General features: G+C 74.1%; 25 protein-coding genes and 2 pseudogenes. 19 read left to right on the plus strand and 8 right to left on the minus strand.

Going from position 1 to position 25,698, the window contains the following annotated elements; translation table 11 throughout:
• Window positions 1-148: 148 nt before the first annotated feature.
• Genes AC6EXY_RS06300 through AC6EXY_RS06310 form a run of 3 tightly spaced genes read left to right on the plus strand, consistent with a single transcriptional unit; the run spans window position 149 to window position 1,812 of the window.
• Window positions 149-535 (plus strand): nuclear transport factor 2 family protein, encoded by a 387-nt coding sequence (locus tag AC6EXY_RS06300; RefSeq protein WP_165818263.1) that lies wholly within the window; start codon window positions 149-151, stop codon window positions 533-535.
• Window positions 535-1,293: an enoyl-CoA hydratase-related protein gene (locus tag AC6EXY_RS06305; protein ID WP_101830709.1), complete on the plus strand. Its 759-nt coding sequence runs from the start codon at window positions 535-537 to the stop codon at window positions 1,291-1,293. The genes AC6EXY_RS06300 and AC6EXY_RS06305 overlap by 1 nt, the downstream gene beginning before the upstream one ends.
• Before the next feature lie 57 nt (window positions 1,294-1,350).
• On the plus strand, window positions 1,351-1,812 hold the full coding sequence (locus tag AC6EXY_RS06310; protein WP_101830710.1) for a pyridoxamine 5'-phosphate oxidase family protein: 462 nt from the start codon (window positions 1,351-1,353) through the stop codon (window positions 1,810-1,812).
• 147 nt (window positions 1,813-1,959) lie between these two features.
• Here AC6EXY_RS06310 and AC6EXY_RS06315 read toward each other — a convergent pair whose 3' ends face one another.
• The gene (locus tag AC6EXY_RS06315) at window positions 1,960-3,447 is read right to left on the minus strand and encodes an alpha/beta hydrolase domain-containing protein (protein ID WP_101830711.1); all 1,488 of its coding nucleotides are present in this window, start codon (window positions 3,445-3,447) and stop codon (window positions 1,960-1,962) included.
• Window positions 3,448-3,744: 297 nt separating this feature from the next.
• Window positions 3,745-3,876: pseudogene (locus AC6EXY_RS06320) on the minus strand (DUF6328 family protein); the annotation flags it as partial.
• 88 nt (window positions 3,877-3,964) lie between these two features.
• On the opposite strand from AC6EXY_RS06320, the gene AC6EXY_RS06325 reads away from it, so the two are divergent.
• From AC6EXY_RS06325 to AC6EXY_RS06345, 5 genes are all read left to right on the plus strand, one after another.
• Window positions 3,965-4,954 (plus strand): DsbA family protein, encoded by a 990-nt coding sequence (locus AC6EXY_RS06325; protein WP_101830712.1) that lies wholly within the window; start codon window positions 3,965-3,967, stop codon window positions 4,952-4,954.
• 331 nt (window positions 4,955-5,285) lie between these two features.
• Window positions 5,286-5,507: a hypothetical protein gene (locus tag AC6EXY_RS06330; RefSeq protein ID WP_101830713.1), complete on the plus strand. Its 222-nt coding sequence runs from the start codon at window positions 5,286-5,288 to the stop codon at window positions 5,505-5,507.
• Window positions 5,507-5,905, plus strand: a complete 399-nt coding sequence (locus AC6EXY_RS06335; RefSeq protein WP_101830714.1) for a ChaB family protein — start codon at window positions 5,507-5,509, stop codon at window positions 5,903-5,905. Before AC6EXY_RS06330 ends, AC6EXY_RS06335 begins: the two co-directional genes overlap by 1 nt.
• Window positions 5,906-5,964: 59 nt before the next feature.
• Window positions 5,965-6,342 (plus strand): hypothetical protein, encoded by a 378-nt coding sequence (locus tag AC6EXY_RS06340; protein WP_101830715.1) that lies wholly within the window; start codon window positions 5,965-5,967, stop codon window positions 6,340-6,342.
• A gap of 200 nt (window positions 6,343-6,542) precedes the next feature.
• Window positions 6,543-7,748, plus strand: a complete 1,206-nt coding sequence (locus AC6EXY_RS06345; protein WP_101830716.1) for a baeRF2 domain-containing protein — start codon at window positions 6,543-6,545, stop codon at window positions 7,746-7,748.
• A 25-nt stretch (window positions 7,749-7,773) separates the two neighbouring features.
• On the opposite strand, the gene AC6EXY_RS06350 is transcribed toward AC6EXY_RS06345, so the two are convergent.
• Window positions 7,774-8,736 (minus strand): D-alanine--D-alanine ligase family protein, encoded by a 963-nt coding sequence (locus tag AC6EXY_RS06350; RefSeq protein ID WP_101830720.1) that lies wholly within the window; start codon window positions 8,734-8,736, stop codon window positions 7,774-7,776.
• A gap of 28 nt (window positions 8,737-8,764) precedes the next feature.
• The gene (locus tag AC6EXY_RS06355; protein WP_101830717.1) at window positions 8,765-9,949 is read right to left on the minus strand and encodes an aminotransferase-like domain-containing protein; all 1,185 of its coding nucleotides are present in this window, start codon (window positions 9,947-9,949) and stop codon (window positions 8,765-8,767) included.
• A gap of 410 nt (window positions 9,950-10,359) precedes the next feature.
• On the opposite strand from AC6EXY_RS06355, the gene AC6EXY_RS06360 reads away from it, so the two are divergent.
• Complete coding sequence (locus AC6EXY_RS06360; protein ID WP_243407278.1) at window positions 10,360-10,758, plus strand: DUF3592 domain-containing protein; 399 nt, start codon at window positions 10,360-10,362, stop codon at window positions 10,756-10,758.
• Between the two features lie 100 nt (window positions 10,759-10,858).
• Here the strand turns inward: AC6EXY_RS06360 and AC6EXY_RS06365 are convergent.
• Window positions 10,859-11,524 (minus strand): annotated as a pseudogene (locus AC6EXY_RS06365) (adenylate/guanylate cyclase domain-containing protein); the annotation flags it as partial.
• A gap of 245 nt (window positions 11,525-11,769) precedes the next feature.
• Window positions 11,770-13,155 (minus strand): FAD-binding oxidoreductase, encoded by a 1,386-nt coding sequence (locus AC6EXY_RS06370; protein WP_101830719.1) that lies wholly within the window; start codon window positions 13,153-13,155, stop codon window positions 11,770-11,772.
• Window positions 13,156-13,438: 283 nt separating this feature from the next.
• On the opposite strand from AC6EXY_RS06370, the gene AC6EXY_RS06375 reads away from it, so the two are divergent.
• Window positions 13,439-17,161, plus strand: coding sequence for an ATP-binding protein (locus AC6EXY_RS06375; protein WP_499816868.1), 3,723 nt, complete (start codon window positions 13,439-13,441; stop codon window positions 17,159-17,161).
• Between the two features lie 386 nt (window positions 17,162-17,547).
• Here the strand turns inward: AC6EXY_RS06375 and AC6EXY_RS06380 are convergent, their stop codons facing one another.
• Window positions 17,548-18,120: a hemerythrin domain-containing protein gene (locus AC6EXY_RS06380; RefSeq protein WP_101831027.1), complete on the minus strand. Its 573-nt coding sequence runs from the start codon at window positions 18,118-18,120 to the stop codon at window positions 17,548-17,550.
• Window positions 18,121-18,410: 290 nt separating this feature from the next.
• Between AC6EXY_RS06380 and gvpO the strand changes: the two genes are divergently transcribed.
• The 9 genes from gvpO (at window position 18,411) to AC6EXY_RS06425 (ending at window position 24,730) form a co-directional block, all read left to right on the plus strand.
• Window positions 18,411-18,656: a gas vesicle protein GvpO gene (gvpO, locus tag AC6EXY_RS06385; RefSeq protein WP_243407336.1), complete on the plus strand. Its 246-nt coding sequence runs from the start codon at window positions 18,411-18,413 to the stop codon at window positions 18,654-18,656.
• A gap of 174 nt (window positions 18,657-18,830) precedes the next feature.
• Window positions 18,831-19,322 carry a gas vesicle protein gene (locus AC6EXY_RS06390; protein WP_499816867.1) on the plus strand — a complete coding sequence of 164 codons (492 nt, stop codon included), beginning with the start codon at window positions 18,831-18,833 and terminating at the stop codon, window positions 19,320-19,322.
• Complete coding sequence (locus AC6EXY_RS06395; RefSeq protein WP_101831030.1) at window positions 19,319-20,518, plus strand: GvpL/GvpF family gas vesicle protein; 1,200 nt, start codon at window positions 19,319-19,321, stop codon at window positions 20,516-20,518. Before AC6EXY_RS06390 ends, AC6EXY_RS06395 begins: the two co-directional genes overlap by 4 nt.
• On the plus strand, window positions 20,511-20,840 hold the full coding sequence (locus tag AC6EXY_RS06400; protein WP_101831031.1) for a gas vesicle protein: 330 nt from the start codon (window positions 20,511-20,513) through the stop codon (window positions 20,838-20,840). The genes AC6EXY_RS06395 and AC6EXY_RS06400 overlap by 8 nt, the downstream gene beginning before the upstream one ends.
• A gap of 13 nt (window positions 20,841-20,853) precedes the next feature.
• Window positions 20,854-21,372, plus strand: coding sequence for a gas vesicle protein K (locus tag AC6EXY_RS06405; RefSeq protein WP_101831032.1), 519 nt, complete (start codon window positions 20,854-20,856; stop codon window positions 21,370-21,372).
• Window positions 21,369-21,842: a gas vesicle structural protein GvpA gene (locus tag AC6EXY_RS06410; protein WP_101831041.1), complete on the plus strand. Its 474-nt coding sequence runs from the start codon at window positions 21,369-21,371 to the stop codon at window positions 21,840-21,842. Before AC6EXY_RS06405 ends, AC6EXY_RS06410 begins: the two co-directional genes overlap by 4 nt.
• 1 nt (window position 21,843) lies before the next feature.
• On the plus strand, window positions 21,844-22,710 hold the full coding sequence (locus tag AC6EXY_RS06415; protein ID WP_101831033.1) for a GvpL/GvpF family gas vesicle protein: 867 nt from the start codon (window positions 21,844-21,846) through the stop codon (window positions 22,708-22,710).
• The gene (locus AC6EXY_RS06420; RefSeq protein ID WP_499816865.1) at window positions 22,707-23,549 is read left to right on the plus strand and encodes a hypothetical protein; all 843 of its coding nucleotides are present in this window, start codon (window positions 22,707-22,709) and stop codon (window positions 23,547-23,549) included. The genes AC6EXY_RS06415 and AC6EXY_RS06420 overlap by 4 nt, the downstream gene beginning before the upstream one ends.
• On the plus strand, window positions 23,549-24,730 hold the full coding sequence (locus AC6EXY_RS06425) for an SRPBCC family protein (RefSeq protein ID WP_499816864.1): 1,182 nt from the start codon (window positions 23,549-23,551) through the stop codon (window positions 24,728-24,730). Before AC6EXY_RS06420 ends, AC6EXY_RS06425 begins: the two co-directional genes overlap by 1 nt.
• Before the next feature lie 67 nt (window positions 24,731-24,797).
• Here AC6EXY_RS06425 and AC6EXY_RS06430 read toward each other — a convergent pair whose 3' ends face one another.
• Window positions 24,798-25,490 (minus strand): type 1 glutamine amidotransferase domain-containing protein, encoded by a 693-nt coding sequence (locus AC6EXY_RS06430; RefSeq protein ID WP_207770226.1) that lies wholly within the window; start codon window positions 25,488-25,490, stop codon window positions 24,798-24,800.
• Between the last annotated feature and the right edge of the window lie 208 nt (window positions 25,491-25,698).

Raw genomic sequence — 25,698 nt, forward strand, 5'->3', positions numbered from 1 at the left:
TATTTCTCCCGCCTGGACGGACAGTAGTCGGACAACTTCCACTCTCCGGCTGGTTCGCCGGACTTTCTCTTAAACGCGCGCGACGGAACATTCCCGCAATTCACGTAAAATAACATTGAAAATGCTCGATGGAAGATGGGTGGAAAGAATGTCAGCAGCGCGGGCCGCCGTCGACCGTTACTTACATCTGATCAATGAGCGTCGCTATGACGAGATTGCAAGTATCTTCGCGCCCGACGGGCTTTTCCTCGCACCCATCGGCGAGGAGTTCCGCGGCCGCGAGGCCATTCACGGCTTCTACTCCGCCGGGCTGCGCGTGATCGCGCCGGCGAAGGTGTGGGCGAGCAGCGCGGTCGCCGAGGGCAACGTCTGCGTCATCGAGATCAGCGCCCAGCTGCCTGGTGAGGAGGCCGGGCGGACCCACACCGTCGTCGACCACTTCACCGTCGACGACGCGGGGCTGGTCACCCGCATGGCCGTCTACCTGCGCCCCGAGGAGATCGCGAACACCCGCGCCGTGCTCGGGGGCGCCTGATGACCGACGCGCTGGTCCACGCCGAGGCCCACGGCCGGGTCCTCGTCATCTCGATGCTGCGCGAGAAGAAGCGCAACGCGGTCGACCGGGCGATGGCCGACGAGCTCGACGTCGCCTTCAACCGCCTCGACGACGACCCCGAGCTGTGGGTCGGGGTGCTGACCGGCACCGGCCGCGCGTTCTCGGCGGGCAGCGACCTGTCCGCCGGCGGCGACTACAGCACCGAGCGCGGCGGCGAGTACGGCATCATCCGGCGTACCCGGCGCAAGCCGCTGATCGCCGCGATCGAGGCGCTCGCCCTCGGTGGCGGCCTGGAGATCGCGATGGCCTGCGACCTGGTGGTCGCCGCCCGCGACGCCCGCCTCGGCCTGCCCGAGGTCGTCCGCGGCCTGCTGCCCACCTCCGGCGCGCTGTTCCGCGCCCTGCAGGTCTTCCCGGTGAACCTCGCCCGCGAGCTCGTCCTGCTCGGGGAGCCGATCAGCGCCCAGCGCGCCTGCGACGCCGGGTTCGTCAACGTGGTCGCCGAGCCCGGCCAGGCCCTGCCCGCCGCGCTCGACCTCGCCGAGCGCCTCGCCCGCCACGCCCCGCTGTCCGTCCAGGCCAGCCTCGCCGCGATGAACGGCCTGCTCGCCGCGGGCGACGAGGCCGGCTGGGCGGCCACCGGCGAGGCGCTGGACAGCGTCAAGGACAGCGCCGACCTCGCCGAGGGCGTCCGCGCGTTCCTGGAGAAGCGCCCGCCGGTGTGGACCGGACGCTGAACGTCCCGCCCCCTGCCGACCGGAACAATCCCTCACCGCACCGGAGGTCTGACACCCATGGTCACCGAGCAGCGCCGCGGCCGGCGGATCGCGATGACGCCCGAGGAGCGCGACGCGTTCCTCACCGAGGAGCGCACCTGCCGCCTCGCCAGTCTCGACAAGGCCGGCCGGCCCCATGTCTCCGCGCTGTGGTTCGCCTGGGACGGCACCGCCCTGTGGTTCAACTCGCTGGTGCGCAGCCAGCGCTGGGTCAACCTCGAGCGCGAGCCGAATGTCAGCGTCCTCGTCGACGCCGGCGTCGACTACCACGAACTGCGCGGCGTCGAGATCACCGGCCGCGTCGAGCAGGTCGGTGAGGTACCCCGCACCGGCGAGCCCAACGACGAGCTCGTCGAGCCCGAGCGGCTGTTCGGCGCCAAGTACTCCGGCGGCGCCCTCGTCAACGACGGCCGGCACGCCTGGCTCCGGCTCGTCCCCGAGAAGATCGTCAGCTGGGACTTCCGCAAGTCGATGAGCTGAGCGCACCATCCCGTTGCGACGCGAGAACCCGGCGGCGCGGCATCGCGGGTCCTGACACACGTGGCGGGCCCACGTTCCGCTGCCGGCCCGGCCGTTCCCGCCTTCGCTCGCGGGACGGCCGGGCCGGCAGACGCCGGATGGTCCGCGCTACGCGGGAATCCGGTCGGGCTTCGCGTAGGCGGCGAGGGCGGCACGATCGTCGGCGAGCGCGAATCCCGCCGCGATGGTCCGGGCGAGATCGGCGTTGTAGCGGGCCACGTAGGCCGCCCGGTTCGGGTGCAGCTCGGCGATCCGCTGCGCGGGCAGCGGCCTGGTCGAGCCGAGCAGCAGGCAGTAGGTGGACGGATGGGGGCCCGGTACTCCGGACAGGACGTCCACCGCAACGTTCACCGGCGGGGTGCGGACGCCGCCCAGCGCGATGGCGTCGGCGTCCCGGCGGATCTGCGGGCTGTCACCCGCCGTGAGCTCGATGCGGGGCGCGGTCGGCGGTGCCTGCCCGGTGCTGATCCACGTCGTCAGGGACCGCAGCGCCGCCTTGGCGACGATGTGCATCGGGCCGTCGTTGATCGGCGCCCCGCAGTCCGTCTGCGCCGCGGCCGGGCCGAGCAGGTGCGCGTCGGCGTGCGCGGTGCCGGCGACCTCCCACAGCCGGAAGCGGTCGCTGTCCGGCTGGCGTGACACGCTCGAGTTCAGGAGGCCGACCAGGTCAGACTCGGTCTGGATGTCGAGGACCCGGGCGGACTGGTCGGTGCGCAGGGCCGTCGGCACGGCGGCGGCGAGCGCGTCGGCGATGCCCGCGGCCGTGCCGGGTGCGGCCAGCGGGAGTCCGCTGGCGCCGCGGCTGTGGATGAGGAAGCCGTCGAAGGCGTGGGTCAGCGGCTGCACGCCGTTGTAGTAGGTGACCATCGCGAAGGCGGACTGCGACTCGCCGGCCGCGATGAGCCGCGCCGGCCGGGCCCCGCCGAGCCCCGCCCCGGCCCGGACCGCGCGGGCGATCTGGGTGAACATGTCGAACGAGAAGCCGTCGCCGGGATGCGTCAGGGAGCCGTAGCGCGCCGAGTCGATGCCCGTGAGACCCTTCCCGGCCCCGTCGCTGCCCGGACCGCCGCCCACCGCCACATCGCCGCCGGTCACGCCGATCCGCTGGGCGGACACGCCGACCCAGATGTCGCCGCGGCGCAGGATCTCCTCCTGCGTGCTCGCCCAGTCGGGGTCGACGTCCAGCCCGCCGCTGACGTTGAGCCACTCGACGACGACCGTGCCGCTGAAGGCCCTGGCCGACGCCGGGCGGCGGACCAGCACCCGGGTGCGGTAGGGGGCGGTGCCGTCCGGGGTGAACGTCCACCGGCCGTCATGGGTGAGCGCGCCCTGTGCCTTGTAGTCCGTCGCGGTGCCGGCGGCGGCGTACTCGTGCTCGACGAAGTGGTGCCCCGTCATGTCCGCCTGGTTCGGCAGGCCCAGGAACGGCCCGTCGCCGCCGGAGAGCTCGGTGGACAGGTCGGCGGCGGGTCCGGCCGGCCGCGACGGCGTCGGCACGGCGGACGGCGCCGCGGCCCGGGTGCCGGCGTCCGCGCCGCTGCCGCACGAGCTCAGCGCCACGGCGGCGGACAGGACCGCGGCTGCCGAGGCGAGCACGACGAACGGCCTGGCTAATGGCCGCCGGCCGCCGTCGCCGCCCGCATCCTCCGACGCGGGCCCGCTCCCGCGTCGGAATGGTCGAGCCAGGTGGACGCGTCTTCCCTGCATCGTCACGCCTCTCGTCGCTGACGGTGACGGTGGCGGCTGCTGGAAGGTGGGTCGGCCGTCACCCGTTAGCTGGAGAGGATGGCCGGCATGTGGCGGACATGCGACATACCGACTGCCCTTAGGTGCCGACGCCCACCGGCGAGCTGCCGAAACGGCTCGCGCCTGGTCCGCCTGCACCCGGTGGGCCCACAGCATCACCTTCTCCGGACGGCGGAACAGAGCCCGATGCGGGCTCGTCGGCGCGACAAGCAGCCCGGTCGCGACGATCGACAGCGATACCACGATCAGGTACAGAATCTGCTGTCGGTCCGTCAGTGACGCGAACCGGTGATGGGAGTCGTCGCCGCGTACACCCGTCGCTGCGTGGCGCTGTGCGTAGCGAAATCTGTGCTCTTAGAATGCGACTATGCGGGTGGAAATCTGGGCGGATGTGGTTTGCCCCTGGTCGTACATCGGCAAGCGGCGGATCGAGACTGCCCTGGCGGAGTGGGATGGTGCACCGGTTGAGGCGGTGTGGCGTCCGTTTCGGATTGACCCGATGGCGCCGACGCCGGCGTCCCCGCTCGCCCGCGAGCTGCTGGATCCGGTGGTGGACGCCGCGTTGACGCAGTGCACTCCGGGTCTGTCGCCCACCGAGAACCGGTCGCGGGTGCGGGAGATCGCGGCGGCAGAAGGGCTCGGGCCGCCGTGGGGCGCGGCCTGGCGTGCCAACAGCCACGCCGCGCACCGGCTCGTCGCGCTGTCGTTCGAGCACGGCGGAGCCGATACGCAGGGCGCTGTGATCGAGGAGATCTTCAAGGCGCATTTCATCGGTGCGGTCGACATCAGTTCCACTGAGGTGCTTGTGGACCTTGCCGATGCCGCCGAACGGTTCGGTGTCCCGCGGGCGCGCGGGCTGCTCGTCGAGGGCGCCGGTGACGCCGCTGTCCGGGAACAGCTCCTGCGCGGGAAGGCGATCGGCGTCACGACCTCCCCGACCTTCGTCGTGGGCGAGGACCTGCTCGTCGGTGCCCAGTCGGCGGCCACGATCGCGGAGTTCCTCCGCGCCCGGGAAGGGCGTGAAGGGCGGAAGCTCCCGGAAGAGGTCGAACGGTTCCGGCATTCCGAGGCCTTGCTTGAGCGCGGTGATCCGCTTGGCACGCTGGAACTCCTGCGCCCGTTGCTGGATGCCCACGTCAGTGATCCGAATCTGCGGCTGCTGGCGGCTCGTGCCTACTTCCACTCCGCCCAGCTCGGCGCGGCCCGCACTCTTCTCGAGGACCTGGCCGCGGCGTCGCCATCCGATTCGTACGTGCAGCTGCTGCTGGGGCGAGTGCTTGAGCGGCAGGGCAGGCCCGCCGACGCGGCACCGCACCTCCGGATGGCTGAGGCGATGGCGCCGGAGTACCGCCGTTGAACGCGGCGTGAGAAACGGCGTTCGCGCCAGCGTCAGCCGTCGTGGGCGGGGGCGGCGTTACCACCGCGGCGGCAGCGAGGGCTCGGGCGAACGTGAGCCCGGGCTGGGCAGTGAGCGCGGGGATGCGGGGATGCGGGGATGCGCGTGCGGTGTGCAAGGTCGTCGAGGAGCCGTGCGCGCCGTGGTCGCGGCGGTCATAGACGGGCCGGCGGCGGGTAGGTCGGCGTTTTGTTGTGCGCACCCGGGGGACGGCGCAGTCGTGATGTCCGTTGACGACCGCCGCCTCGGCGAACCGCGGGGTGGCGAGCACACGGTCGGGAGGTAGAGCGCGATGACCACTCATGACCAGCGCACCGAGCAGGCCGCGACGCGGGCGGCCGAGGGCGAGCGCCTGCGGCCCTATCACGCGGGAGCGCCCGAGCACCTGGACGACGACGCGCTCGCCCGGCGCACCGAGGAGGAGCGGGCCGATGCCGGCCTGCCGCAGGACGCCGGGCAGCCACGGATCCCGACCACAACGAGGATCCCGACCACACCGAGAGGAGACACGTGATGCCTGGAGCGAAGGAACTACCGTCCACGATCGCGCGCTCGCCGAGGAAGGCCCAGCGCACCTGGATCAAGACGCACGACGCGGCGGTGCAGGAGTATGGCGAGGGGCGCCGCGCCCATCAGACCGCGTTCAGCGCGCTCAAGCACTCCTTCGAGAAGGTGGGCGACCACTGGGAGCCGAAGGCCGGCGGCAGCAAGGGCCCGTCCGACCAGCGGGCCGCCACGCCCCGCGGCGCCGGCGGGACCAGCCACGGCGGCGTCGACGCGCGCGCGAGCAAGCGGCACCTGCAGGAGGTCGCGCGGGAGCTGGACATCCGCGGCCGGTCGTCGATGACCAAGGACGAGCTGGTCGACGCCATCGACAAGGCGAACCGGCGCGCCACCGCCCGGGCCCGCTGACCGGCCACCGGCGGCGGCGTCCGCCTCGATGCCCGTTTCGATCGACGTGGGGAGTGCACATGACCTCGCCGCACCTGGCGGAGGAGCTCGACCGGACCGGTGACGACCGTCGCGGCGGTCGCCTGCGGATCGCCGCACTCGTCGCGACGGCGTTCGGCGCGGGTGTCGCTGCCGCGGGCCTGGCCCGCGCGCGCCGCCGACCCGGGTCTGACGTGACCCATCGGGAGGAGAGCTTCCCGACCACCGTGCCGGACGCGTCGGCGATCCTCGCGGGCGCCGATCCCACGGACGCGGTCTCGCCGCTGCGTTTCGGGGAGCGGTCCGGCCCGGTCGCGACCGAGGACGCCCCGAAGCCACCGGACGAGGGCCTGGTCGCCAACACCAGCTTCGCCAACGAGATCAGGAACGACGCGCCCGCCCATCCGGCTGCCTTCTGACGGGAACGTGGGTCGCGGCGGTCGGCGCGCCGTCGACCTGCCGTCGGCGCTGTCTGTAGCGCTCGGGGGCGTGAACCAGCGGCGTTGTCGGGGCCGCCGTGGCGTTTTTCGCGGAGCAGCGCGGAAAGGGTCCCGGTCGGACGCCCGGTCGAGGCCGGGCGGGCCCACAACGCTCGGATCATCAGGACGGGAGCCGCGCGATGGATCTCAAGGAACTCCGGACGGCGTACAGCGACGACGGCCAGGTGGTCACCGTCTACCTGGGCGCGCACAGCGGCCAGCCGAACGCCTACCAGCAGCTGGAGGCACGCTGGGACGACACCCTCACCCGACTCGCCCACGCCGATCTCGGCGTCGACGCCGCGACGGTGAAGGCGCTGCGCCGGGCCCGGGGCGGTCACCCGGAAGGCGGGACCCGCATGCTGGTCGCCGCCGGCGGGGCGGTCCGCTACGAGCGCCACCTGCCCGACCCGATCGACACCGACATCGTCCGGGTCGGCGCGCTGCCCTACCTGCTGCCCCTGGTGGCCTGGGGTCAGAGCCGCGTCCCGCACGTCCTCGCGCTGGTGGACCGTCTCGGCGTCGACGTGCTCGCCTACCGGGACGATCCGGCGGCGGGCGAGGAGCCGGTGGTGACCGGCATCGAGGCGACGCCCCATCCGTGGCACAAGACCGGCAGGGGCGGCTGGTCCGCCGCCCGCTACCAGCACCGCGTCGAGGAGGACTGGCGGATCGGCGCCCGTGCCGCCGCCGAGCTGCTGGAGAAGACGGCGGCCGGCCTCGGCGCCTGGATGATCGTCATGGCGGGTGACCCGAAGGCCGTGGCCCTCGTCCGCGGCCAGCTGCCGGCGTCGCTCGACGCGCGCACCCGGGTCGTGTCGGGCGGCGGCCGGGCCGACGACGGCTCGGCGGAGGTCATCGCCGCCCAGGTCGCCGATCTGCTGCGCGACCAGTCCCGCCGGGACGTGGCGGGCGTCCTCGCCGAGTTCGACCAGCGCCGGCGCCGCCGCGCCGCCCTGGCCGGCGCCGCCGCCCCGACCGGCTCTGCTGCGTCGGCCGAGGGAGCAACTCGCCCGGACGAACTGGGCGCCGTGCCGGCGGCGTCGATCGTTCTCGACGGGCCGGCCGAGACGGTGGCGGGGCTCGCCGAGGCGCGGGTGGCCACGCTCCTGCTGTCCGACGATCTGGAGGAGGACGCGCCGATCTCCTTCGGCCCGCGTCCCACCGACCTCGCGCTGCGCCCCGACGACCTGCCCGCCCTCGGTGAGCGGGCGCGCCAGGGCGCCCTCGTCGACGTCCTGCTGCGTGCCGCGATCGGCACCGACGCCGACATCCTGATCGTCCCCGCCAGCACGCCCGAATCGCCGGCCGCGGGCGTCGGCGCCCTGCCGCGCTACGTACCCTGACGGTCCTCCGGGCCCCTGAGGGTCCTCAGACGCCGGCGTCACCGCGGCGCTGGGCGCGGGCGGCGAGGTCGCGGCAGACGACGGCGAGGTCGAGACCGGCGGCCTGCAGCCCCATCGGCCAGGTGCTCGTCTCGGTCAGGCCGGGGGCGACGTTGACCTCGAGGAACCGCGGGATCCCGTCCGCGCCGACGATCATGTCGGTGCGGGACAGGTCCCGCAGGCCGAGCACCTGATGCGCGGTGATCGCCGTCCGCGCGGCGGCGCGCAGGATCGCCTCGTCGAGCCGGGCCGGGGTGTAGAAGTTGGTGGCGCCGGCGGTGTAGCGGGCGGCGTAGTCGTAGTCCCCGGCGCGGGGTTCGATCTCGACCGCCGGCAGTGCGACCGGACCCTCCCCCGTGTCGACCACGCCGACGGCGATCTCCACGCCGTCGACGGCCCGTTCGACGATCGCCCAGTCGTGATAGCCGAAGCAGCCCATCAGCGCCTCCGCGACCTCGCCGGCGTCGCCGACGCGGCTGACCCCGAACGCGGATCCGCCCGCCCGCGGCTTGACGACCAGCGGCAGGCCGAGGCGGGCCACGATCCGTTCGATCAGCGTGCTGGCGCCGAGGTCATGGAACGCCTCCCGCGGCAGCGTGACCGCCTCCGGTGTCGCGATGCCCGCCGCGGCGACGGCCGCCTTCGCCGTCGCCTTGTCGAACGCCACCCGGCACGCCGGCGGCACCGCGCCCACGTACGGCAGGCCGTACAGGTCGAGGACCTCACGGATCGTGCCGTCCTCGCCGGAGATGCCATGCAGCACCGGGAACACCACCTGCGGCGGGTCGGCGGCGAGCGCCGGCAGCGTGGCCGCGTCGACGTCGGCGAGCTCCGCCTCGACGCCGATGCCGGTCAACGCGTCCCGCAGCCGGCCACCCGACCGCAGCGACACCTCCCGCTCGGGCGACAGCCCGCCCGCGAGGATCAGCACCCGGCCCAGATCGGTCAACGTCTCGTCCTCCACCGAACTCACGGGATCAGGACCGGAACGTGTCACGCAGGCGCAGCTCGGCCGTGATGACCTGGGCCAGCCGCTCGACGCCGTCGCGGACGCGCTCGGCCGGGGGATAACAGTAGGACAGTCGCATGCTGCTGCGGCCCGACCCGTCCGCGTAGAAGCCGACGCCGGGAACGTAGGCGACCCGGGCGGCGATCGCCCGCGGCAGCATCGCCTTCGTGTCCACGCCGCCCGGCAGGGTCAGCCAGACGAAGAACCCGCCGTCCGGGCGCGTCCACCGGGCCCCCACCGGCATCGAGGCGGCCAGCGCGTCGAGCATCGCGTCCCGGCGCTCTCGGTACAGCTCGCGCAGCCCCTTCAGCTGCTCCGCCCACGGCTGCGTCGCCAGGTAATGCTCGACCGACAGCTGGGTGAACATCGACTGCGACAGGATTGCCGACTCCGCCGCCAGCACCAGCCGCGCCGTCACCGCCGGCGGCGCCAGCGCCCACCCCACCCGCATCCCCGGCGCCAACGTCTTCGAGAACGACCCCAGATACACCACGTCATCCGGGGCGTCGGCGCGTATCGCCCGCCCCGGCTCACCGGTGAACGACAACAGCCCGTACGGATTGTCCTCGACGACCAGCACCCCGGCCCGCCGGCAGATCTCCACCACCTCGGCGCGGCGCTGGGCCGTCAGCGTGATGCCGCCCGGGTTCTGGAACGTCGGCACCGTGTACAGCAGCTTCACCCGGGCACCCTCGGCCGCCAGCCGCCGCAGCATCTGCGCCAGGCCGTCCGGGACCAGCCCGTCGTCGTCCATCGGCACGTGCACGATCCGCGCCTGGTACGCCGCGAACGTGTTGATGGCCGTGACGTACGTCGGGCCCTCGGTCAGCACCACGTCGCCCGGGTCGACGAACACCCGGGTCAGCAGGTCCAGCGCCTGCTGGGAGCCGGCCGTCACGACCACGCTGTCCGGATGGGCGTCGGTGATGCCCTCCAGCGCCATCACGTCGCAGATCCGCGCCCGCAGATCCGGATCACCCTGCGCCGACCCGTACTGCAACGCCTGCGCGCCCCGGCGGGTCACCACCTCGGCCACGGTCGCCGCGACCGCCTCCATCGGCAGCGCGTCCACCGCCGGCATACCCCCGGCCAGCGACACGATCTCCGGCCGGGACGCCACCGCGAACAGCGCCCGTACCTCGCTCGCGATCATCCCCTGAGCACGCTCGGCGTACCGATCCCGCCACCGATCCAGACTCACGCTCCGCCACGCTACTCGCCACCCGCCACCGGCCCGGGCTCCGCCGCCGCGAATCCGGACACCCGGTGGCGCGACTCCTCGGCAGACGGTGTCTCGCTGCCGGGAGATCGTCGTCTGTCAGGCGACAGGTGGGAAGTGCGTGCGGGGGACAGCGGCCCGTGTCGCGGACTCACGGCTTCCTGTCCGTTTTGCCACGGAATATGCGGCACCGGCCGTCGTGAAACGGTCAGAACACTGCCGCGACCCGCCGCGCGACAGCACCAACGAGGATCACAATCCGAGGCGCGATGTGGGCCGCGGGAGTGCCATGGTCTGATGGGGCGAGGGGGTATACGGTGAGAGCCCGCGTTGGAGTATTGCTGGTGTGCGCCGCGATGTTCTTGCTCATTGCCGCCGCAGGTTTTTATTTCGAACACAGCCTTGCCATGCGCGGGGTAACCGTAACTGGGGAGATCGTCGAAATTCGCAGTGCTGACGCCCATCCGACGTACATGGCCCGGTTCACCACCGTCACCGGCCGAGTCGTTGTGGCGGAGCTGATGACCTCGCCAGGGCATGGAGCCGTTGGTGATCACCTCGACATCGTCTACGATCCGCAGGATTCGGAGACCGTCCAGCCGGTGGGCGTCGATCCGTACTACCTGCAGGTAGCGATCCCTGCCGTGGCCGGAGTCGCCAGCGCCGCGGGTGGTGCCTGGGAATATCGGAAGGTGCGTCGGCTGAAGCAGGACGTGACCGGCGACCAGCCGGTGACGACCTGAGACGGGATGGTGAGGAGGCAGCGAGCGGTCCGCGTCGCGCCCGCCTCGGTTCCTCCCTCGACGACTCGGTCAGCAAGAAGGACCTGACCACTCCGGCGCGGCCCTTGACGGTGGTCGGCGCGAGGGCGAGCAGGTGGGCGCCGAGGTGATGGAGGCCGCGGAGCGTGGCGTCGGACACGATGGTTGTGCCTGGTTGGCGGGCCATGGCCTGCAGCCGGGCGGCGAGGTTCACCGTGTCGCCGACGAGGGTGTAGCCGAGCCGGGCGTCGCCGCCGAGGACGCCCGCCGCGACCTCGCCGGTCGACACCCCGATGCCGAGCCCGAACGGTGCCAGGCCCCGCGCGGCCCAGGTGACGTCGAGCGCCCGCTGGCGCTGGTGCATGGCCCGCGCCGCGCGGCAGGCCTGCACCTCGTGATCGGCCCGCACCTCGTGATCGGCCCGGGTCTCCTCCTCGGCGCGCATCTCGTGATCGATCCGCGCCTCTCGATCGGCCTGCACCTCCCGATCGGCCTGCACCTCCCGATCGGCCTGCGCCTCTCGATCAGCGGGCGCCGGACCATCGGGGCCGGTCGACGGGAGGCCGAAGGCGGCGACCAGGGCGTCGCCGGCGTACTGGATGATCGTGCCACCCTCGGCGCGGATCGCGGCGGCCATCTCCCGCCGGTGCTCGTCGAGCTGGCCGGCGAGCACCACCGGGTCCGTCCGTTCGGCGATGCCGCTGTAGCCGCGCACGTCCGCGATCAGCACCGTCACGACGAGGCGGTCGACATTGGGCCCGGCCGGCCCGCGTTCGGCTGGCCCGCGTTCGGCCGGCGGCCGGCGCGGTGCGGACCGAACCGGTGTCATCGCGGGCGCGACGGTGCCGGGGCGGGAAGGCACATTCACGGACGCGGCCCGGGCGCTCGGGATGAACACGGACGGTCGGGAGCGGGTCGTGGTCACGGCTGCGGGCGGCCTTTCGTCGAGTCGTGAGTGTCTCGGGCTGTGATCGCGAGCGTGGCGCGAGTCCGTTACGCGGCGGGCGGGACGGGGTGGTTGGCGACGAACAGGCCGTCCGGGTCGACGGAGGCGCGGATCGCCCGCAGGCGGGCCCAGGTCGCCGGGTCGTAGCCGGTCGCGGCATCGGCGGGCTGGTCGACGAAGTTGAGGTACTCGCGGCCCGAGGCGAACGGCGCCAGCGCGTCGGTCACCCGGCGGGTGTCGGCGAGGCCGTGGGCGGCCGTCTCGGGGCTGGCGGCGATGCCGCAGGTGAACAGCAGGAACGCGCCGTCGACCATCGACAGGGCGCCCGCGCCCGGCGCCGGGCGGCCCAGCGCGCCGCCGAGCTGGCGCAGCTCGGCGGGGACCGGCAGCGAGGTGCCCGAGTCCGGCCCGGCGGTGTCCAGGATCGCGCCGATCGCCGCCGGCGGCAGTGCCGCGAGCATGCGGGAGCCGGACACCACCGGGGTCGGCCCCTCGGGATCCATGTGCAGCCGGACGAGGGCCGGCGCGGGCAGGCGGGTGAACGTGTCGAGCTCCGGCCCGAGCTCCCGCAGCGGTGCCAGGATGCGCTCGGCGTCGGGGTTGTCCGCCAGCACCGCGCCGTCGATGACCACGAGCTGCCGCCCGCGGAGCGGCTCGGGGATCTCCGGGATCGGCGGCACCTGCAGCAGGCGCAGCGAGGTGGTGACGGCGTCCGGTGCGGTGGGCGCCCAGTCGGCCCAGCGGGTCAGCACCCGCTCGGCGTGCCGCCAGTCCCAGGCGAGCAGGCCGGCGTACGCGGTGGGGATCGGGTAGAGCGCGAACTCCAGCGCGGTGACCACCCCGAAGCTGCCGCCGCCGCCACGCAGCGCCCAGAACAGGTCCGGCTCGTGCTCGGCGTCCGCGCGGACCAGCGCACCGTCGGCCGTCACCAGCTCGACGGCGGTGACGCTGTTTGCCTGCAGGCCCAGGCGGCGGGCGTACCAGCCCATCCCGCCGCCCAGCGAGTAGCCGGCGATGCCGACGTCGGGGGACGAGCCGTGCAGCGCGGCCAGCCCCGCGGCGCCGGCCGGTTCCACCACGTCGAGCCAGCGGGCGCCGGCGCCGACCCGGGCCCGTCGCGCCCGCGCGTCGATGGAGACGCCGTTCATCCGCGCCGTCCGCAGCAGCACGACGTCGTCGAGCGGGCCCAGCGCGGCGGCGCCGTGGCCGGTGCCCTGGGCCGCGATCCGCAGCCGGCCCGCCGCGGCCTGCCGGACGAGCGCGGCCACCTCGGCGGCGTCGGCCGGGTGGGCGACGGCCGCCGGGCGCTGGTCGACGGTGACGTTCCAGGGGGTGCGGACCGCGTCGTAGCCGGGGTCGCCGGCCAGCAGCAGGCCGCCCGGGCGCGGCGTCGCGGCCTGGGCGGTGTCGGTGCGAAGCGTTTCGGTGGTCATCGGTGATCTCCCTGAGCGGTGCGGGTGGGACGAGGACGACAGTGCGGGACACCCCTTGGGAGCGGTCTGCGAGTGGCTTGCGGGCACCTGCGCACCGATGACCTGCGAACGACTTGCGATTTACTGACTTCTGGTCTTAAGTGAGCGGCTGGCTGACACGGCGCCGCCGTGGCGTCCGCCCGGGACAGGCGGACGCGCTGGTCCGGCGGTGACGCCGTCGCGTGGCGCCGACGCGTTCGCGCGGGCTCCCGCGCGGTCGCTGGTGTGCGGAGGGGGAGCGGGCGTGCCGGGGGATGCGGACGGGTTGCGGATCACCGTGCTCGGCGGGGTCACCGCGTCTCGCCAGGGCGAGCTGCTCGATCTCGGCGGCCGCCGGCAGCGGGCCGTGCTCGCGCTGCTGGTGCTGGCCCGCGGTGACGCCATGCCCGCCGAGCGCCTCGTCGACCTGCTGTGGGGGGACGAGCCGCCGCCGGGTGCCAGCGGCGCCCTGCAGTCCTACATCTCCCACCTGCGCCGGCGCCTGGAGCCGGAGCGGGCGGCGCGCTCGCGGGGTTCGGTCATCGTCCGGCTGGGCCCGGCGGGATACGCGCTGGCGGTCGGTCCCGACACGGTCGACGCCTGGCGGTTCGAGGGTCTTCTGCGCCAGGCCGACGCCCTGGCCGGGCCGGACGAGCGCCTGGCGGTCCTGGGCGGGGCGCTGGGTCTGTGGCGGGGGCCGGCGTTCACCGAGTACCGGGACGAGTCGTGGGCCCGCGGCGAGATCACCCGCCTCGGTGAGCTGCGGGAGGTAGCGCGCGAGCAGCTGGTCGCCGCCCGGCTGGCACGCGGCGAGAGCGCCGTGGTGGTGCCGGACATCGAGGCCCTCGTCGCCGAGGCGCCGCTGCGGGAGGAGCGATGGCGGCTGCTCGTCCTGGCGCTCTACCGCGCCCATCGCCAGGGCGACGCGCTCGCGGCGCTGCGCCGGGCGCGGGGCGTCCTCGCGGACGAGCTCGGCATCGATCCCGGCCCGGCACTACGCGCCCTGGAAGCCGAGATCCTCACCCAGTCCCCGGCCCTGGCCATACCGGTCGCCGCCGGTCCCGTTCCCGTGTCCGCGCCGGCTTCCGCGGGCACGGGCGGCGCGCCGGTCGCGGTGCCGACGGCCCGGGAGCCCGGTGCGGGCGCGATGGCCGGGCGCGCCGACCCGCCGCCGGCGCGGCGCCGGGCGGCGGAGGATCTGGTCGGCCGGGAGCGTGAGGTCGCGGAGCTCGCCGGCTGCGTGGACGACGCCGTCGACGGGCAGGCACGCCTGGTCGTCATCGAGGGTCCGGCCGGCATCGGCAAGACCCGCCTGCTGGCCGAGGCCCGCCAGCTCGCGGCCGGGCGGGGCGTGCGGGTCCTCACCGCCCGCGGCAGCGGGCTGGAGAAGGAGTTCGCCTTCGGCGCGGTGCGCCAGCTGTTCGAGGCGGCCGTCGCCGGCCAGGGCGCGGGTGGCGACGTCCTGGCCGGTCCCGCGGCCCGGGCGGCGACGGTGTTCGACGTCCAGGACGCGGCGCCCGCCTCGACGGTGGACGCTCCGGCGCGGCCCGACACCTCGGTGGCCGTCCTGCACGGGCTGTACTGGCTCACCGTGCGCCTCGCCGCCGACGGTCCCGTCCTGCTCGCCGTCGACGACCTGCAGTGGTGCGACAGCGCGTCGCTGCGGTTCCTGTCCTACCTGGCGCGCCGCGCCGAGGGCCAGCCGCTCGCGATCGTCGCGACCCTGCGTACCGGCGAACCGAGCGAGGACGAGGGGCTGCTCGCCGAGCTGACCGGCGATCCGGGCACGATCGTGATCCGCCCGGCGCCGCTGGGCCGCGACGGCGTGGCCGACCTGGTCCGGGCCCGGCTCGGCGGGCGGGCCGAGGACGCGTTCGTCGCCGCCTGCCACCAGGCCACCGCCGGCAACCCGCTGTACGTCCGGCAGCTGCTGCGGGCGCTGCAGAGCGAGGGGATCACCCCGGACGGGGCGCACGCCGGCGCGGTCAGCGCGATCGGCTCGCGGGCGGTGTCCAGCCTGGTGCTCATGCGACTGGCCCGGATGCCGGGGGAGAGCGTCGCCGTGGCCCGCTGGATCGCGGTGCTGGGCGGTGGCGCGGTGCTGCCGACCGTCGCGACGCTGGCCGGACTGTCCGAGGCCTCCACGGCGGCGGCCGTGGGCACCCTGGCCCGGGCCGAGGTGCTGCGCGACGACTATCCCCTGGGCTTCGTGCACCCGCTGGTCGCCGACGCGGTCTACCGGGACATTCCGCCCGGCGAGCGCCAGCTTCATCACGACCGTGCCGCCCGCGCGCTGCACCGGTCCGGCGCCGCGCCGGAGCAGATCGCCGCCCATCTGCTCCAGGTCCCGCACCGCGGCGATGCCTGGGCGGTCGACATCCTGCGCCAGGCGGCGACGCGGGCCCGTGCGCGCGGCGCCCCCGACGCCGCGGCGGCCTACCTGGCCCGGGCGCTGCGGGAGCAGCCGGAGCCCGCCACCCGCGGTCCGCTGCTCGTCGAACTCGCCCAGGCGGCGGTCCTCACCGACGCGATCGCCGCCGTCACCCACCTGACCGAGGCCTACGAGGCACTGGAGGTGGGGTCCCAGCGGGTGCAGGTCGCGCAGATGCTCACCAGGGCCCTGGTGTTCGCGGGGTCGCCGAGTGAGGCGACCCGGTTCGGCAACCGGGTCGCCGAGGAGCTCCCCGCCGATCTGGACGATGACCGCCAGGGCCTGCTGGGCCTCGCCCGTATCGGCGGCTACATGAACGACCTCGACCCGGCCCTCTGGCGGCGCAGCCCAGCCCCGGCCGTGACCGGGGCCGGCCCTGGCGCCCGGATGCTCGCCGCCGCGCTCGCCTGGGAGTCGCTGCTCGACGGCACCGGGCGCGCGGGCGCGATCGACCGGGCCCGGTTCGCGGCCGCCGACGGCGTGCTGACCCGGGTGGACCTGGGGCTGCTGTGGACGGTCGCCGGCGTCACGCTGCACCTGGCCGGCGAGGACACCCAGTGGCTGTGGGAGGACGGGCTGGCCCATGCCCACCGGGTCGGGTCGGTCTTCGGGGCACTGGCGGCCAACCTCTGGCGCGGTTACGCGGAGTGGGGACACGGCGATCTGCGGGCCGCCCGCCAGTCGTTCCAGGTCGCCAGCGACCAGTCGAGGACGTGGGGGCTCAGCTTCGGCTCCGGGTACAGCAACGCGTATCTCATCGGCGTGCTGGTCGACGCGGGCGAGCTGACCGCGGCCCGCGCGCACGCCGATCGGGTGGCCCGCGACCCGCGCTCCGCCGAGGGCAACCGACTGTTCGGCGAGATGCTGGCCCGCCTGCTCGTCGCGGAGGGGCGCCACGAGGAGGCGCTGGCCAGCCTGGACGAGGTCCGCTCGCTGATGGCCTGCGCCCACAACCCGGCGTGGTGGCCGTGGCGCTCGACGCGCGCCCTCGCCCTGGCCGGACTCGGCCGTCACCGCGAGGCGATCACCCTGGTCGAGGAGGAGCTGGCGCTGGCCCGCGGCTGGGGCGAGCCGGGCTTCGTCGGCCGCACCCTACGGCTTCTCGGCGAACTGCGCGCGCAGCAGGGGGACGCCGTCGGACACGCCTCGCCGCGAGGCGCCGGCGGCGACGCCGCTGGACTCGCCGAGCTGCGCGAGGCGGACGCCCTGCTCGCGCCATCGCCGTCCCGACTGGAACACGCCCGCGCCCTGCACGCGCTCGGCCGGCGGGAGGACCCGGCCCAGGCCATCCGGCTGCTGCGCCAGGCCGCGGACCTCGCCTGGCGCTGTGGCGCGGGCGCCCTGCACGCACGCGTCAGCGACGATCTCGCCGCGCTCGGTCAGCCGCAGAGTCCCCTCCCGCCCGCCCCCGGCCTCACCCTGATGGAGCGGGAGGTGCTCGCCCGCCAGTCCGCCGGCGCCGACGAACGGGAGATGGCTGAGGCCCTGTTCGTCACCCCCAGCACCATTCACGACATCCTGACAGCGGCCCGCCCGCACCTCGACGCCCCGGCCTGACCGCCGGCCCCACCGTTGCGTGAAGGCATGCAGAGCTCACCGACGCTGATGCTCCTGTCACCGCGTGGGTCTCGCCGTGTTCGCGACGGTAACTCCCGGTTGACCTGTGATGGAGGTCGCTCTGGTCCGCGCGGTCGGTGCGACACGACGCGGCGCTGAACGCGCCGCCCGGTGCCGGTCAGGACTTTCCTACCGGCGGGATCCCCCATTGGCCCGATGATCCGCGCTGCGAGCCGGAACCTTCTGGGGCCGTACGATCGCCCTGCGCCACCGCGCGGGCGGGAAGGCCCCGCCGCTGGCTTCCGGCGGCCCGCTCGAGGACGCGGCCGACCTCGCCACGGGGGTGGCCGCACGCCCTGACGCGGGTCAGCGGGCCCTGATGGCGGTCAGCGGACCGCGTCGCGGACGCGGTCGATGATCGAGGCGATCGGGCCGACGGTCCACTGCGCGGTCGTGGAGCCCGCGGTCGAGGCGTGCGGGTGCGTCGGGGCGAACCGCTCCGCGGTACGCAGCCGGCGGCCCATGGTCTCGAGCTGCTCCTCCTGGCGGGCGGCGCGCAGCCGGGGGAACTCCTCGCGTTCCTCGTGCTCGGCGTGTTCCGAGACGGACTGCTCGAACCGCGCCAGCTCGAAGGCGAAGTCGTCGCTGTGCACGTCCATCTTCTCCAGGCGGCTGAGCATCTTGGTGGCCTTGTGCTCCTCCTCGTTGCAGGCCTCGGCCAGCTGCCGGTCGGACTGCCGGCTGACCGGGCGCACGATCATCTCCTCCGCGGTCTCGTGCGCGGCGAGCAGCGCCCGCAGCTCGTCGAAGGCCCGCTCCTTGTGCTCACCCGTGGCGGTTCGCACCTCGGCGAACAGGTCGCGGATGCGGGCGTGCTGGGTGAGCAGGATGCCCACCACATCGTCCTCGGGAAGGCCGGCGGCCGCGGCTCGCTCGGCGTCCGCTTCGGTCCTGGTCACGAGATCCTCCTTGTTGGGCGCGGCTGTCCTCCTGTTCGGCCATGCCCCTCCGGCCCGTCCCAAACCACCGCGCGGGCCTGGCTGACGGGCGGCCCCGGCCCGGGGTTTCGGGGCGGACCGGCGGGGAAGGGCCTGAGGTCTAAGGCCCTGGCTTCGACGCCGTGCCCCCGCCGTGACGGCGACCGCGCCGTCGCGTACCCACGAACTCGGACGAGGACGGCGGGTGGCTCATGGGCGCCGCCGACGACCCGCCCGGTCCCGGGGCAGCGCCTCGGACGGGGAGGTCCGACGTGACCGACATCCTGCCCGCGGCACTGCGCCAGTTCGCCGCCGTCTCCCGCCAGGAACCCGAACGGGTCTCCGGGGTGCGGCGCACGGACGAGGGCTGGTCGGTGCTGGCGGACGTGGTCGAGCTGGAGCGGATCCCCTCGACCACCAGCGTGGTGGCGACCTACCGCATCGACGTGGACGACGAGGGCGGCCTGATCGGCTACGAGCGTCTGCGGCGCTTCGTGCGCGGCGCGACCGACAGCTGACGGACCAGGACCGGCGGCGCGACCCGCACCGCATGACCGGAGAACGACGACCTGGGAACGCTGCCGGACCCAGCAGCGCCTCGACGCGACCAGCTCCCCGACGGGGTCACCATGGCACGACCGGACATCGCCGCGACCGCCGCCAATCCGGCGGTCAGGGGCAGTCGTGGGCCCATGGCGACAGCCTCGCCATCGGCGCCGCTGCGGGGCTGGAGCGGCACCCGGACCGACACCCTCGCCGACGTCCTCGAACGCGTCCTCGACAAGGGCGTCGTGATCGTGGGCGACGTGGTGGTCAGCGTGCTCGACGTCGAGCTGCTCACCCTCAAGCTGCGGCTGTTCATCGCCTCGGCCGACACCGCCCGGGAGATGGGCCTGGACTGGTGGACGACCGATCCCTTCTACTCGTCGCGGGCCCGCGAGGCACAGTCCGACGACCAGCGCGACCAGCGCGATCTCCTGCCGGAGAGCCAGGGTCAGGTGCGGGCGCGCAGCCCGCGCGAGCTGCGCGCGGAGAACGCGCGCCTGCGAGCTCGGCTGAACGCCCTCGAGGCCGCGTCGGACGACGACGCGGCGATCCCCGCCACCGGACGTGCGGTCGCGGCCGAGCCCGCGGCACCCGCCGCCGATGGTGAGCGACCGGCCGGGGCGGCGAGAGCGCGATGACGAACCCGCTGAGCGAGCTGGGCCGGCGCCTCGCGCCGGGCGTGCTGGCCGACGCGGTGCCCGAGGCCCAGCAGCTCGCCCGTCGTCGGATCGCCGAACGGCTCGCCACGGAGATCGCCGCGCAGATCATGGCCTCGGCACCTCCCCCGATCGTCGACACCCCGTCGCCCGAGCCGGTCACCGAGACCGCCGAGGACTCCGTCGCCGAACCCGTCGCCGAACCTGTCGCCGAGGAGAGGACCGGCGGCGGCGACGGCGCCCCCGCGCCGCGGGAAGCCACTACGGCGGTGCGCACGGGCCTGTATGCGTACGGCGTGGCGCCGGCGGGGGTGGACGTCGGCGGGATCACGCGCCTGCACGACGATGCCGGCCCCGCGCGGACGATCGCCCGCGACGGGCTCGCGCTGGTCGTCTCGGACATCGACGTCGGCCTGCTGGAGGGGATCGAGGAGGACCTGAGCGAGTCCGGCCGGCTGGCGGCGCTCGCGCAGCGCCACGATGCCGTCCTGCGGGAGCTCATGGAACGCGGAAGCGTTCTGCCGCTGCGCTTCGGCACGGTCCTGCGCGGGCCGGACCACGCCGCCGAGGTCCTCGACGATCCGGACGGCGGCCTCACCGCGCTGCTCGCCGCCGTCCGCGGCGCCCGCGAATGGGGGCTGCGCGTCGAGCGTGACGCCGGCCGGGACAGCCCTGCGAAGCGGGAGGAAGGCCGGCCCCAACCCACCGGCCCGCCGAGGGCGCAGGACGCGGCGGAGGGCGAAGCGCGCGGGCGCGGCGCGGGGGCGGAGTACCTCGCGTCACGCCGGGCGTCGCTGCACGCGGCCGAACGCCAGCGTGTCCAGACCGCGCAGCTCCTCGACCGGGTGGATCACGCGCTCTGCGCGCACGCACGCGACGCGACCACCCGCGGGCGGCGGCCGGGCCGCCTGTTCGACCGCGCCTACCTGGTGGACACGGCGCGGGAGGAAGCCTTCCTCGACGCTGCCCGGCGGGCGGTCGACGAGGTGCGCGCCGCCGGGCTGGCGGCGGAGCTGACGGGCCCGTGGCCGCCGTACTCGTTCGTCGACGTCACGCTCGGTGCCCTGGACCCGCTGGACGTGCCCGCCGTCATCGGCTCGCCGGCCGTGCCCGGTCTCGTCGGCGCGCCAGGTGCTCCCGCCACCGGCCAGGGCGGAGCGGAGGCCGGCGATGGCTGATCCGACGGCCGTGCCCCGCGCACGTGCGGCCGCCCCGGCGGCCGGCGGCACCTATTACCACGTCCCCGGCGCGTCCCCGCGGGCACAGCCCACCCCACGGGCGCAGGCTCCCCCACAGGGGCAGGCACTGGTGGACCTGCTCGACCGGCTGGTGGACAGCGGCGCTGTCGTGAGCGGGCAGGTCGTCGTCGCACTGGCAGGGGTGGAACTGCTCAAGGTCGATCTGCGCCTGCTGCTCGTCGGTGTCCAGACGGCGATCGAGGGCGGCCGCCGCGGCGGTTCGCCCGGCGGGTCCGCGTCCGCGCCCGGGAGGCCGTCATGATGGGCACACCGCCATGACGGCGCGCGGGCCCGCGGCGCGGGGCGGGGCCGAGCGGCGCCAGGCACTGCGGCTCGATGCGGACCCCGAGGACGTCGGCCGGGGGTTGGGCCAGCTCGTCGTGGCCGTCCTGGAGCTGCTCCGCGAGCTGCTGGAACGCCAGGCCATCCGGCGGATGGACGGCGGCGACCTCTCGGACGACCAGGTCGAGGACCTCGGCCGGAGCCTGATCGAGGTCCGGCGCAGCATCGAACGGCTGCGCACCTCGCTCGCGCTGTCCGATCAGGACGCGGACGAGGCCGTCTCCCTCGCGCGCGACGTCCTGGGCGCGCCCGCGCCCCCCGGCGCGCGCTCGTTCGCGTCGCCCGCGGCGGGGGACCGCGCCGACCGCGCCGCCCGGGCCGAACCGGCCGAGACCGCCGCGGCGACAACGTCTACAACAACCGAAACGTCCGGAGTAGCCGAGACGTCCCACCAGCGGCCATCGGCCGCGCCAGAGGATGTCGTCTCGCTGAAGGCGAGGTGCTCGCGATGAGCGTCGTCAGTCACCCCGTCGGCCGGGCCCCGCAGCCCAGTGGGCTCGCCGACGTCCTCGACGTGGTGCTGGACAAGGGCATCGTCATCGACGCCTACGTGCGCGTGGCGCTGGTCGGCATCGAGATCCTCACGATCGACGCCCGGATCGTGATCGCCAGCGTCGACACCTATCTGCGGTTCGCGGAGGCGGTGAACCGGCTCGATCTGCGACCACAGGAACAGGTGGCGGGTCTGCCCGGGCTGATGCACGAGGTGACCGACGGCACCGCGCGGCACAAGGCGAAGGGCGCGACCCAGGGGGCGCTCGGCGGCCTGAAGGACGCCGGCGGCGACGTGGTCGGCGCGCTGCGGGACTCGCTGTCCGGCGCCAGCGGGTCGGTCGACGACCAGGAGACCGAGCCGGCCCGCAGGCGAGCCCAGGACGAGCGCCGCGTGCCCTCGGAACGCCGCAGCGGACGGGAGGCGTGAGATGTCCGTGATCGTGTACGGCGTGACGAAGGTCGATCATCCCGAGCCTGAGCCCGCGCCGGTCGGCCTCGGCGAGCCGGGCGGCCCGGTCCATCTGGTCCGCCTCGGTCCGCTCGCGGCGGCCGTCAGCGCGACCGCGAGACTCGGCGTCCTCGGCGAGCAGGAGGCGATGCGGCATGTCGACATCCTGCGGCTCCTGCTCGAGGCCGGCCCGGTGCTGCCGATGCGGCTGGGCACCGTCGCGCCGGACGAGGAGTCGGTGCGCAACGAGGTCCTGGCACCGGTCGGGGACATGCTGCCCGAACGGCTCGACGCCATCGACGGTGTGGTCGAACTGCGCGTGGAGGCGGAGGAGGACGAGCGCAGCGCACTCGCCGCCGTGCTTCCCGGGTCTGCGCTGGCGGGGACCACCATCCCGGCCGACCTGGACAGCCGGATCCGTCTCGGCGAGCGCGTCGCCGACCTCGTCGTCGCCCGCCGGATCGCGCAGGCGGAGGACGTCCTGGCGCTGCTGCGGCCGCTGGCGCGCGCCGACCGGTCTCGCCGGCGCCACGGCGGCCCCGAGGATCCCGTGCTCAGCTGGGCCTTCATGGTGGCGACCGAGGACGTGGCGGAGTTCGGCGCCGCCCTGCGTCGCGCCCGCGTCGCGCATCCCGAACTCGTGATCGAGCAGGTCGGCCCGCTGCCGGCCGTCAGCTTCGTCGACCTGCCTCCCGAACTCGGCGGCCGGGTGGCCCAGGACGACCCACAGGCGGGTTGGACGGGTCGTCCAGGGGAGGCAGCCGGGGACACCTTCGCCGGCACCGGGCGGTGGGGCTGGGGAGATCCAACCAATCGCACCGACCAGGGGAAAGGTGAGGAGTCGTGAGCAACGCGAAGATCGCGGGTGCGCTCGTCGGCGGATACCTGCTGGGCCGCACCAAGAAGGCGAAGTTCGCGGTCCGCACCGCCATGTGGCTCACCGGTCGCAAATACAACGCCCAGGACATCCTGCGTGACCAGGTGGTGACGCTGCTGCGGTCCGAGGAGGGGCAGCAGATCATCGCGCAACTGCGCGGCCCGGCGGCCGACGCGGTGCGCCAGGCGCTGCTGTCGGCCTACGAGGCTCAGGCGGAACGCCTCGCCGACGGCCTCCACGGGCGACTGAGCCGCCTCGTCCCCGACGCCGGGGGCAACGGTCGGGAGGAGAGCGGTGCCGAAGATGTCGCCGGTGCCAAGAAGAAGCTCGGTGGCGTCGGGAAGGCCGCGACCGGGACGGTGTCAGCGGTGGCGGGCGCCGTGACCAGCCGCGGGCGCGCGGCCGGCGACCAGGGCGAGGGCGCTGAGGACGAACGCGCTGTGGACGAGACCCCCCAGGACGAGCAGTACCAGCAGGACGAGGAGGACCAGGCCGAAGACGGCCAGAACGAACAGGACGCCGGGGGCGGGGGCCACCAGGGCGAGACCGCCGACGGCGATGAGGACGAGGCTGCCGAGAGCGAGGAGTTCGAGACCGCACAGGGCACCGAGGGTGGGGCCGCCGAGGGCGTCGAGAGCGAGGCAGCCAGGGACGAGCGCGAGCAGAGCAAGGGCGACGAGGGCGAGGGCGAGGACGAGCTGGCGGAGCCGGCACCCGCGGCCAGGACCAGGGACGCCGGACCGGAGCGTGCCCCCGCCGGTCGTCAGGCACGTGCGCGGGAGCCGCGGGCAGGCCGGAAGGAGATGTGATGACCGAGGCGACGGGCACCAGGCCGACGGGACTGCTGGACGCACTGCGACACAGCCCCGCCAGCGAGCGGCTCCGCCAGGAGGCGAAGGATCTCGCCAAGGCACAGGCCACGAATCTGGCCGGAGATCTCGGCAAGCGCGTCACCGCCGGCGCCGAGAAGCTGGGCGGAGGCGGCGAGGGCGGCGAGGGCTCCGCGCTGCTCGGGGGGGCGAAGCGGATCGCCGAGGGACAGTCGCCGATGCGGGCGGCAGCCGGCACCGCGATGGATTCCGCCAAGAACAAGATCAGGGGTCTGTTCCGGCGCGGCAAGTCCAAGCAGCGGTCGGGGCAGCAGAAGGTGACGAACATCCAGGAGGCGCTCGACGTCGGCGTGCCGGTGTCGGTCGCCTACGACCAGTGGACCCAGTTCCCCCAGTTCTCCCGGTTCATGAAGGGGGTGGAGGGCGTCGACGCGAAGAGTGAGACCGAGCAGAACTGGCGGATCAAGGTCTTCAAGTCGCGGCGCTCCTGGAAGGGGACGACGACGGAGCAGATCCCCGACCGCCGGATCGCCTGGACCGCGCAGGGCGCCAAAGGGTCGACGAAGGGCGTCGTCACCTTCCATCCGCTGGCCGACGACCTCACGCGCCTGCTGCTGAGCATGGAGTACTACCCGAGCGGGTTCTTCGAGAAGACCGGCAACATCTGGCGCGCGGGCGGGCGCCGCGCCCGTCTCGACCTGAAGCACTTCCGGCGCTTCATCACAATGCGCAACGAGGCCACCGGCTCGTGGCGCGGCGAGATCCAGGAGGGCAAGGTCGTCGCCCAGCCCGACGAGCTCGAGGGCCAGGAGGGCCAGGAGGAACAGGAGGGCCAGGAGGAGCAGCGGAAGGATCTGGAGGATCAGGACCGGGACACCTCCGGGGACGAGGGTGCGCCCGCCGGCGAGGACACGGAGCGCACCGAGGCCGGGTCGCAGGAGAGCGGCACAGAGGAACGCTCCGACGCCGGCAACGGCGACCAGGAGCAGGCCGATGCCAGTGAGGGCGGCGATGCCAGTGGGGGCGGCGATGCCGGCGAGGGCGGCAAGGCCAGGAAGACGCGGCCGGCGGCCGGCAGGGAACGCATGGGCGGGGGAAAGGTGCGGGGGCTGGCGCCCGCGCCCGGTCGGGTGGCTGAACGGGCGCGGGTGGGCCCCTGATCTCGTCGGACCGGCTGACGGTCGTTTTGTTTGCGGGCTCGCCAATGATCGGCGCTCTGCGGTCCATTCAGGACAGTACCGCCAGCAGCCGTTGCGCCAGCACGGCGGCGGACGCGGGGTTCTGCCCGGTGTAGAGGTTGCGGTCGACCACCGTGTAGGGCTTCCAGATCTCGCCGCGGGTGAAGTGGACGCCCAGGTCGTTCAGGGCGTCCTCCAACAGCCAGCGTGCCTTCGGGCCGAGGCCCACGGCGTTTTCCTCGTCGTTGGTGAAGCCGGTGACCCGATAGCCGGCAAAGGGGGAGACGCCGTGAATCCGGGTGGCGAGCAACGCGGCCGGGGCGTGGCAGACGACGGCCAGCGGTTTGCCGGAGGCGAGCGCCGCGGTCAGCAGCCGGCCGGCGTCGGCGTCGTTCCACAGGTCCTCCATCGGCCCGTGACCGCCGGGAAAGTAGACGGCGTCATAGTCGGCCAGACGGGCGTCGCGGATCTGGATCGGCCTGCGCATCTCCTCCGCGGAACGGATGACGTTCTCCAGGTCGAGGGCGGTCCGCGCATCGCCCGCCAGGTCGGGGCGAAGGCTCATCATGTCCACCGTCGGGATCGCCCCGCCGGGCGTGGCGACGACGACCCGGTGGCCGGCCGCGGCGAGCGTCCGGTACGGGGCGGCGAACTCCTCCGCCCAGTAGCCGGTGGCATGGCGGGTGCCATCCCGCAACGTCCAGTACGCGGCTCCGGTCATGGCGAACAGCAAGGTGGCCATCAGTCTCGCGTCTCCTCGTGTCTGTTCGGTCGGGTCCCTTTAGGCGATGCCGTCATCACCCTGCGACGCTACGAAAGCGTTCCGATGAGCACCAGTGGGTGCCAGCGCGGTGCCCGGGGCGGGCCGAGGCGGGTTACATCCGCCTTCGGTCGGAGATAACGGAACGCGGTGCTGATCTCGGCGCCGGTTCGGGGCGCTGCCCCACCGC

It is taken from the genome of Frankia sp. RB5 (assembly GCF_059816245.1).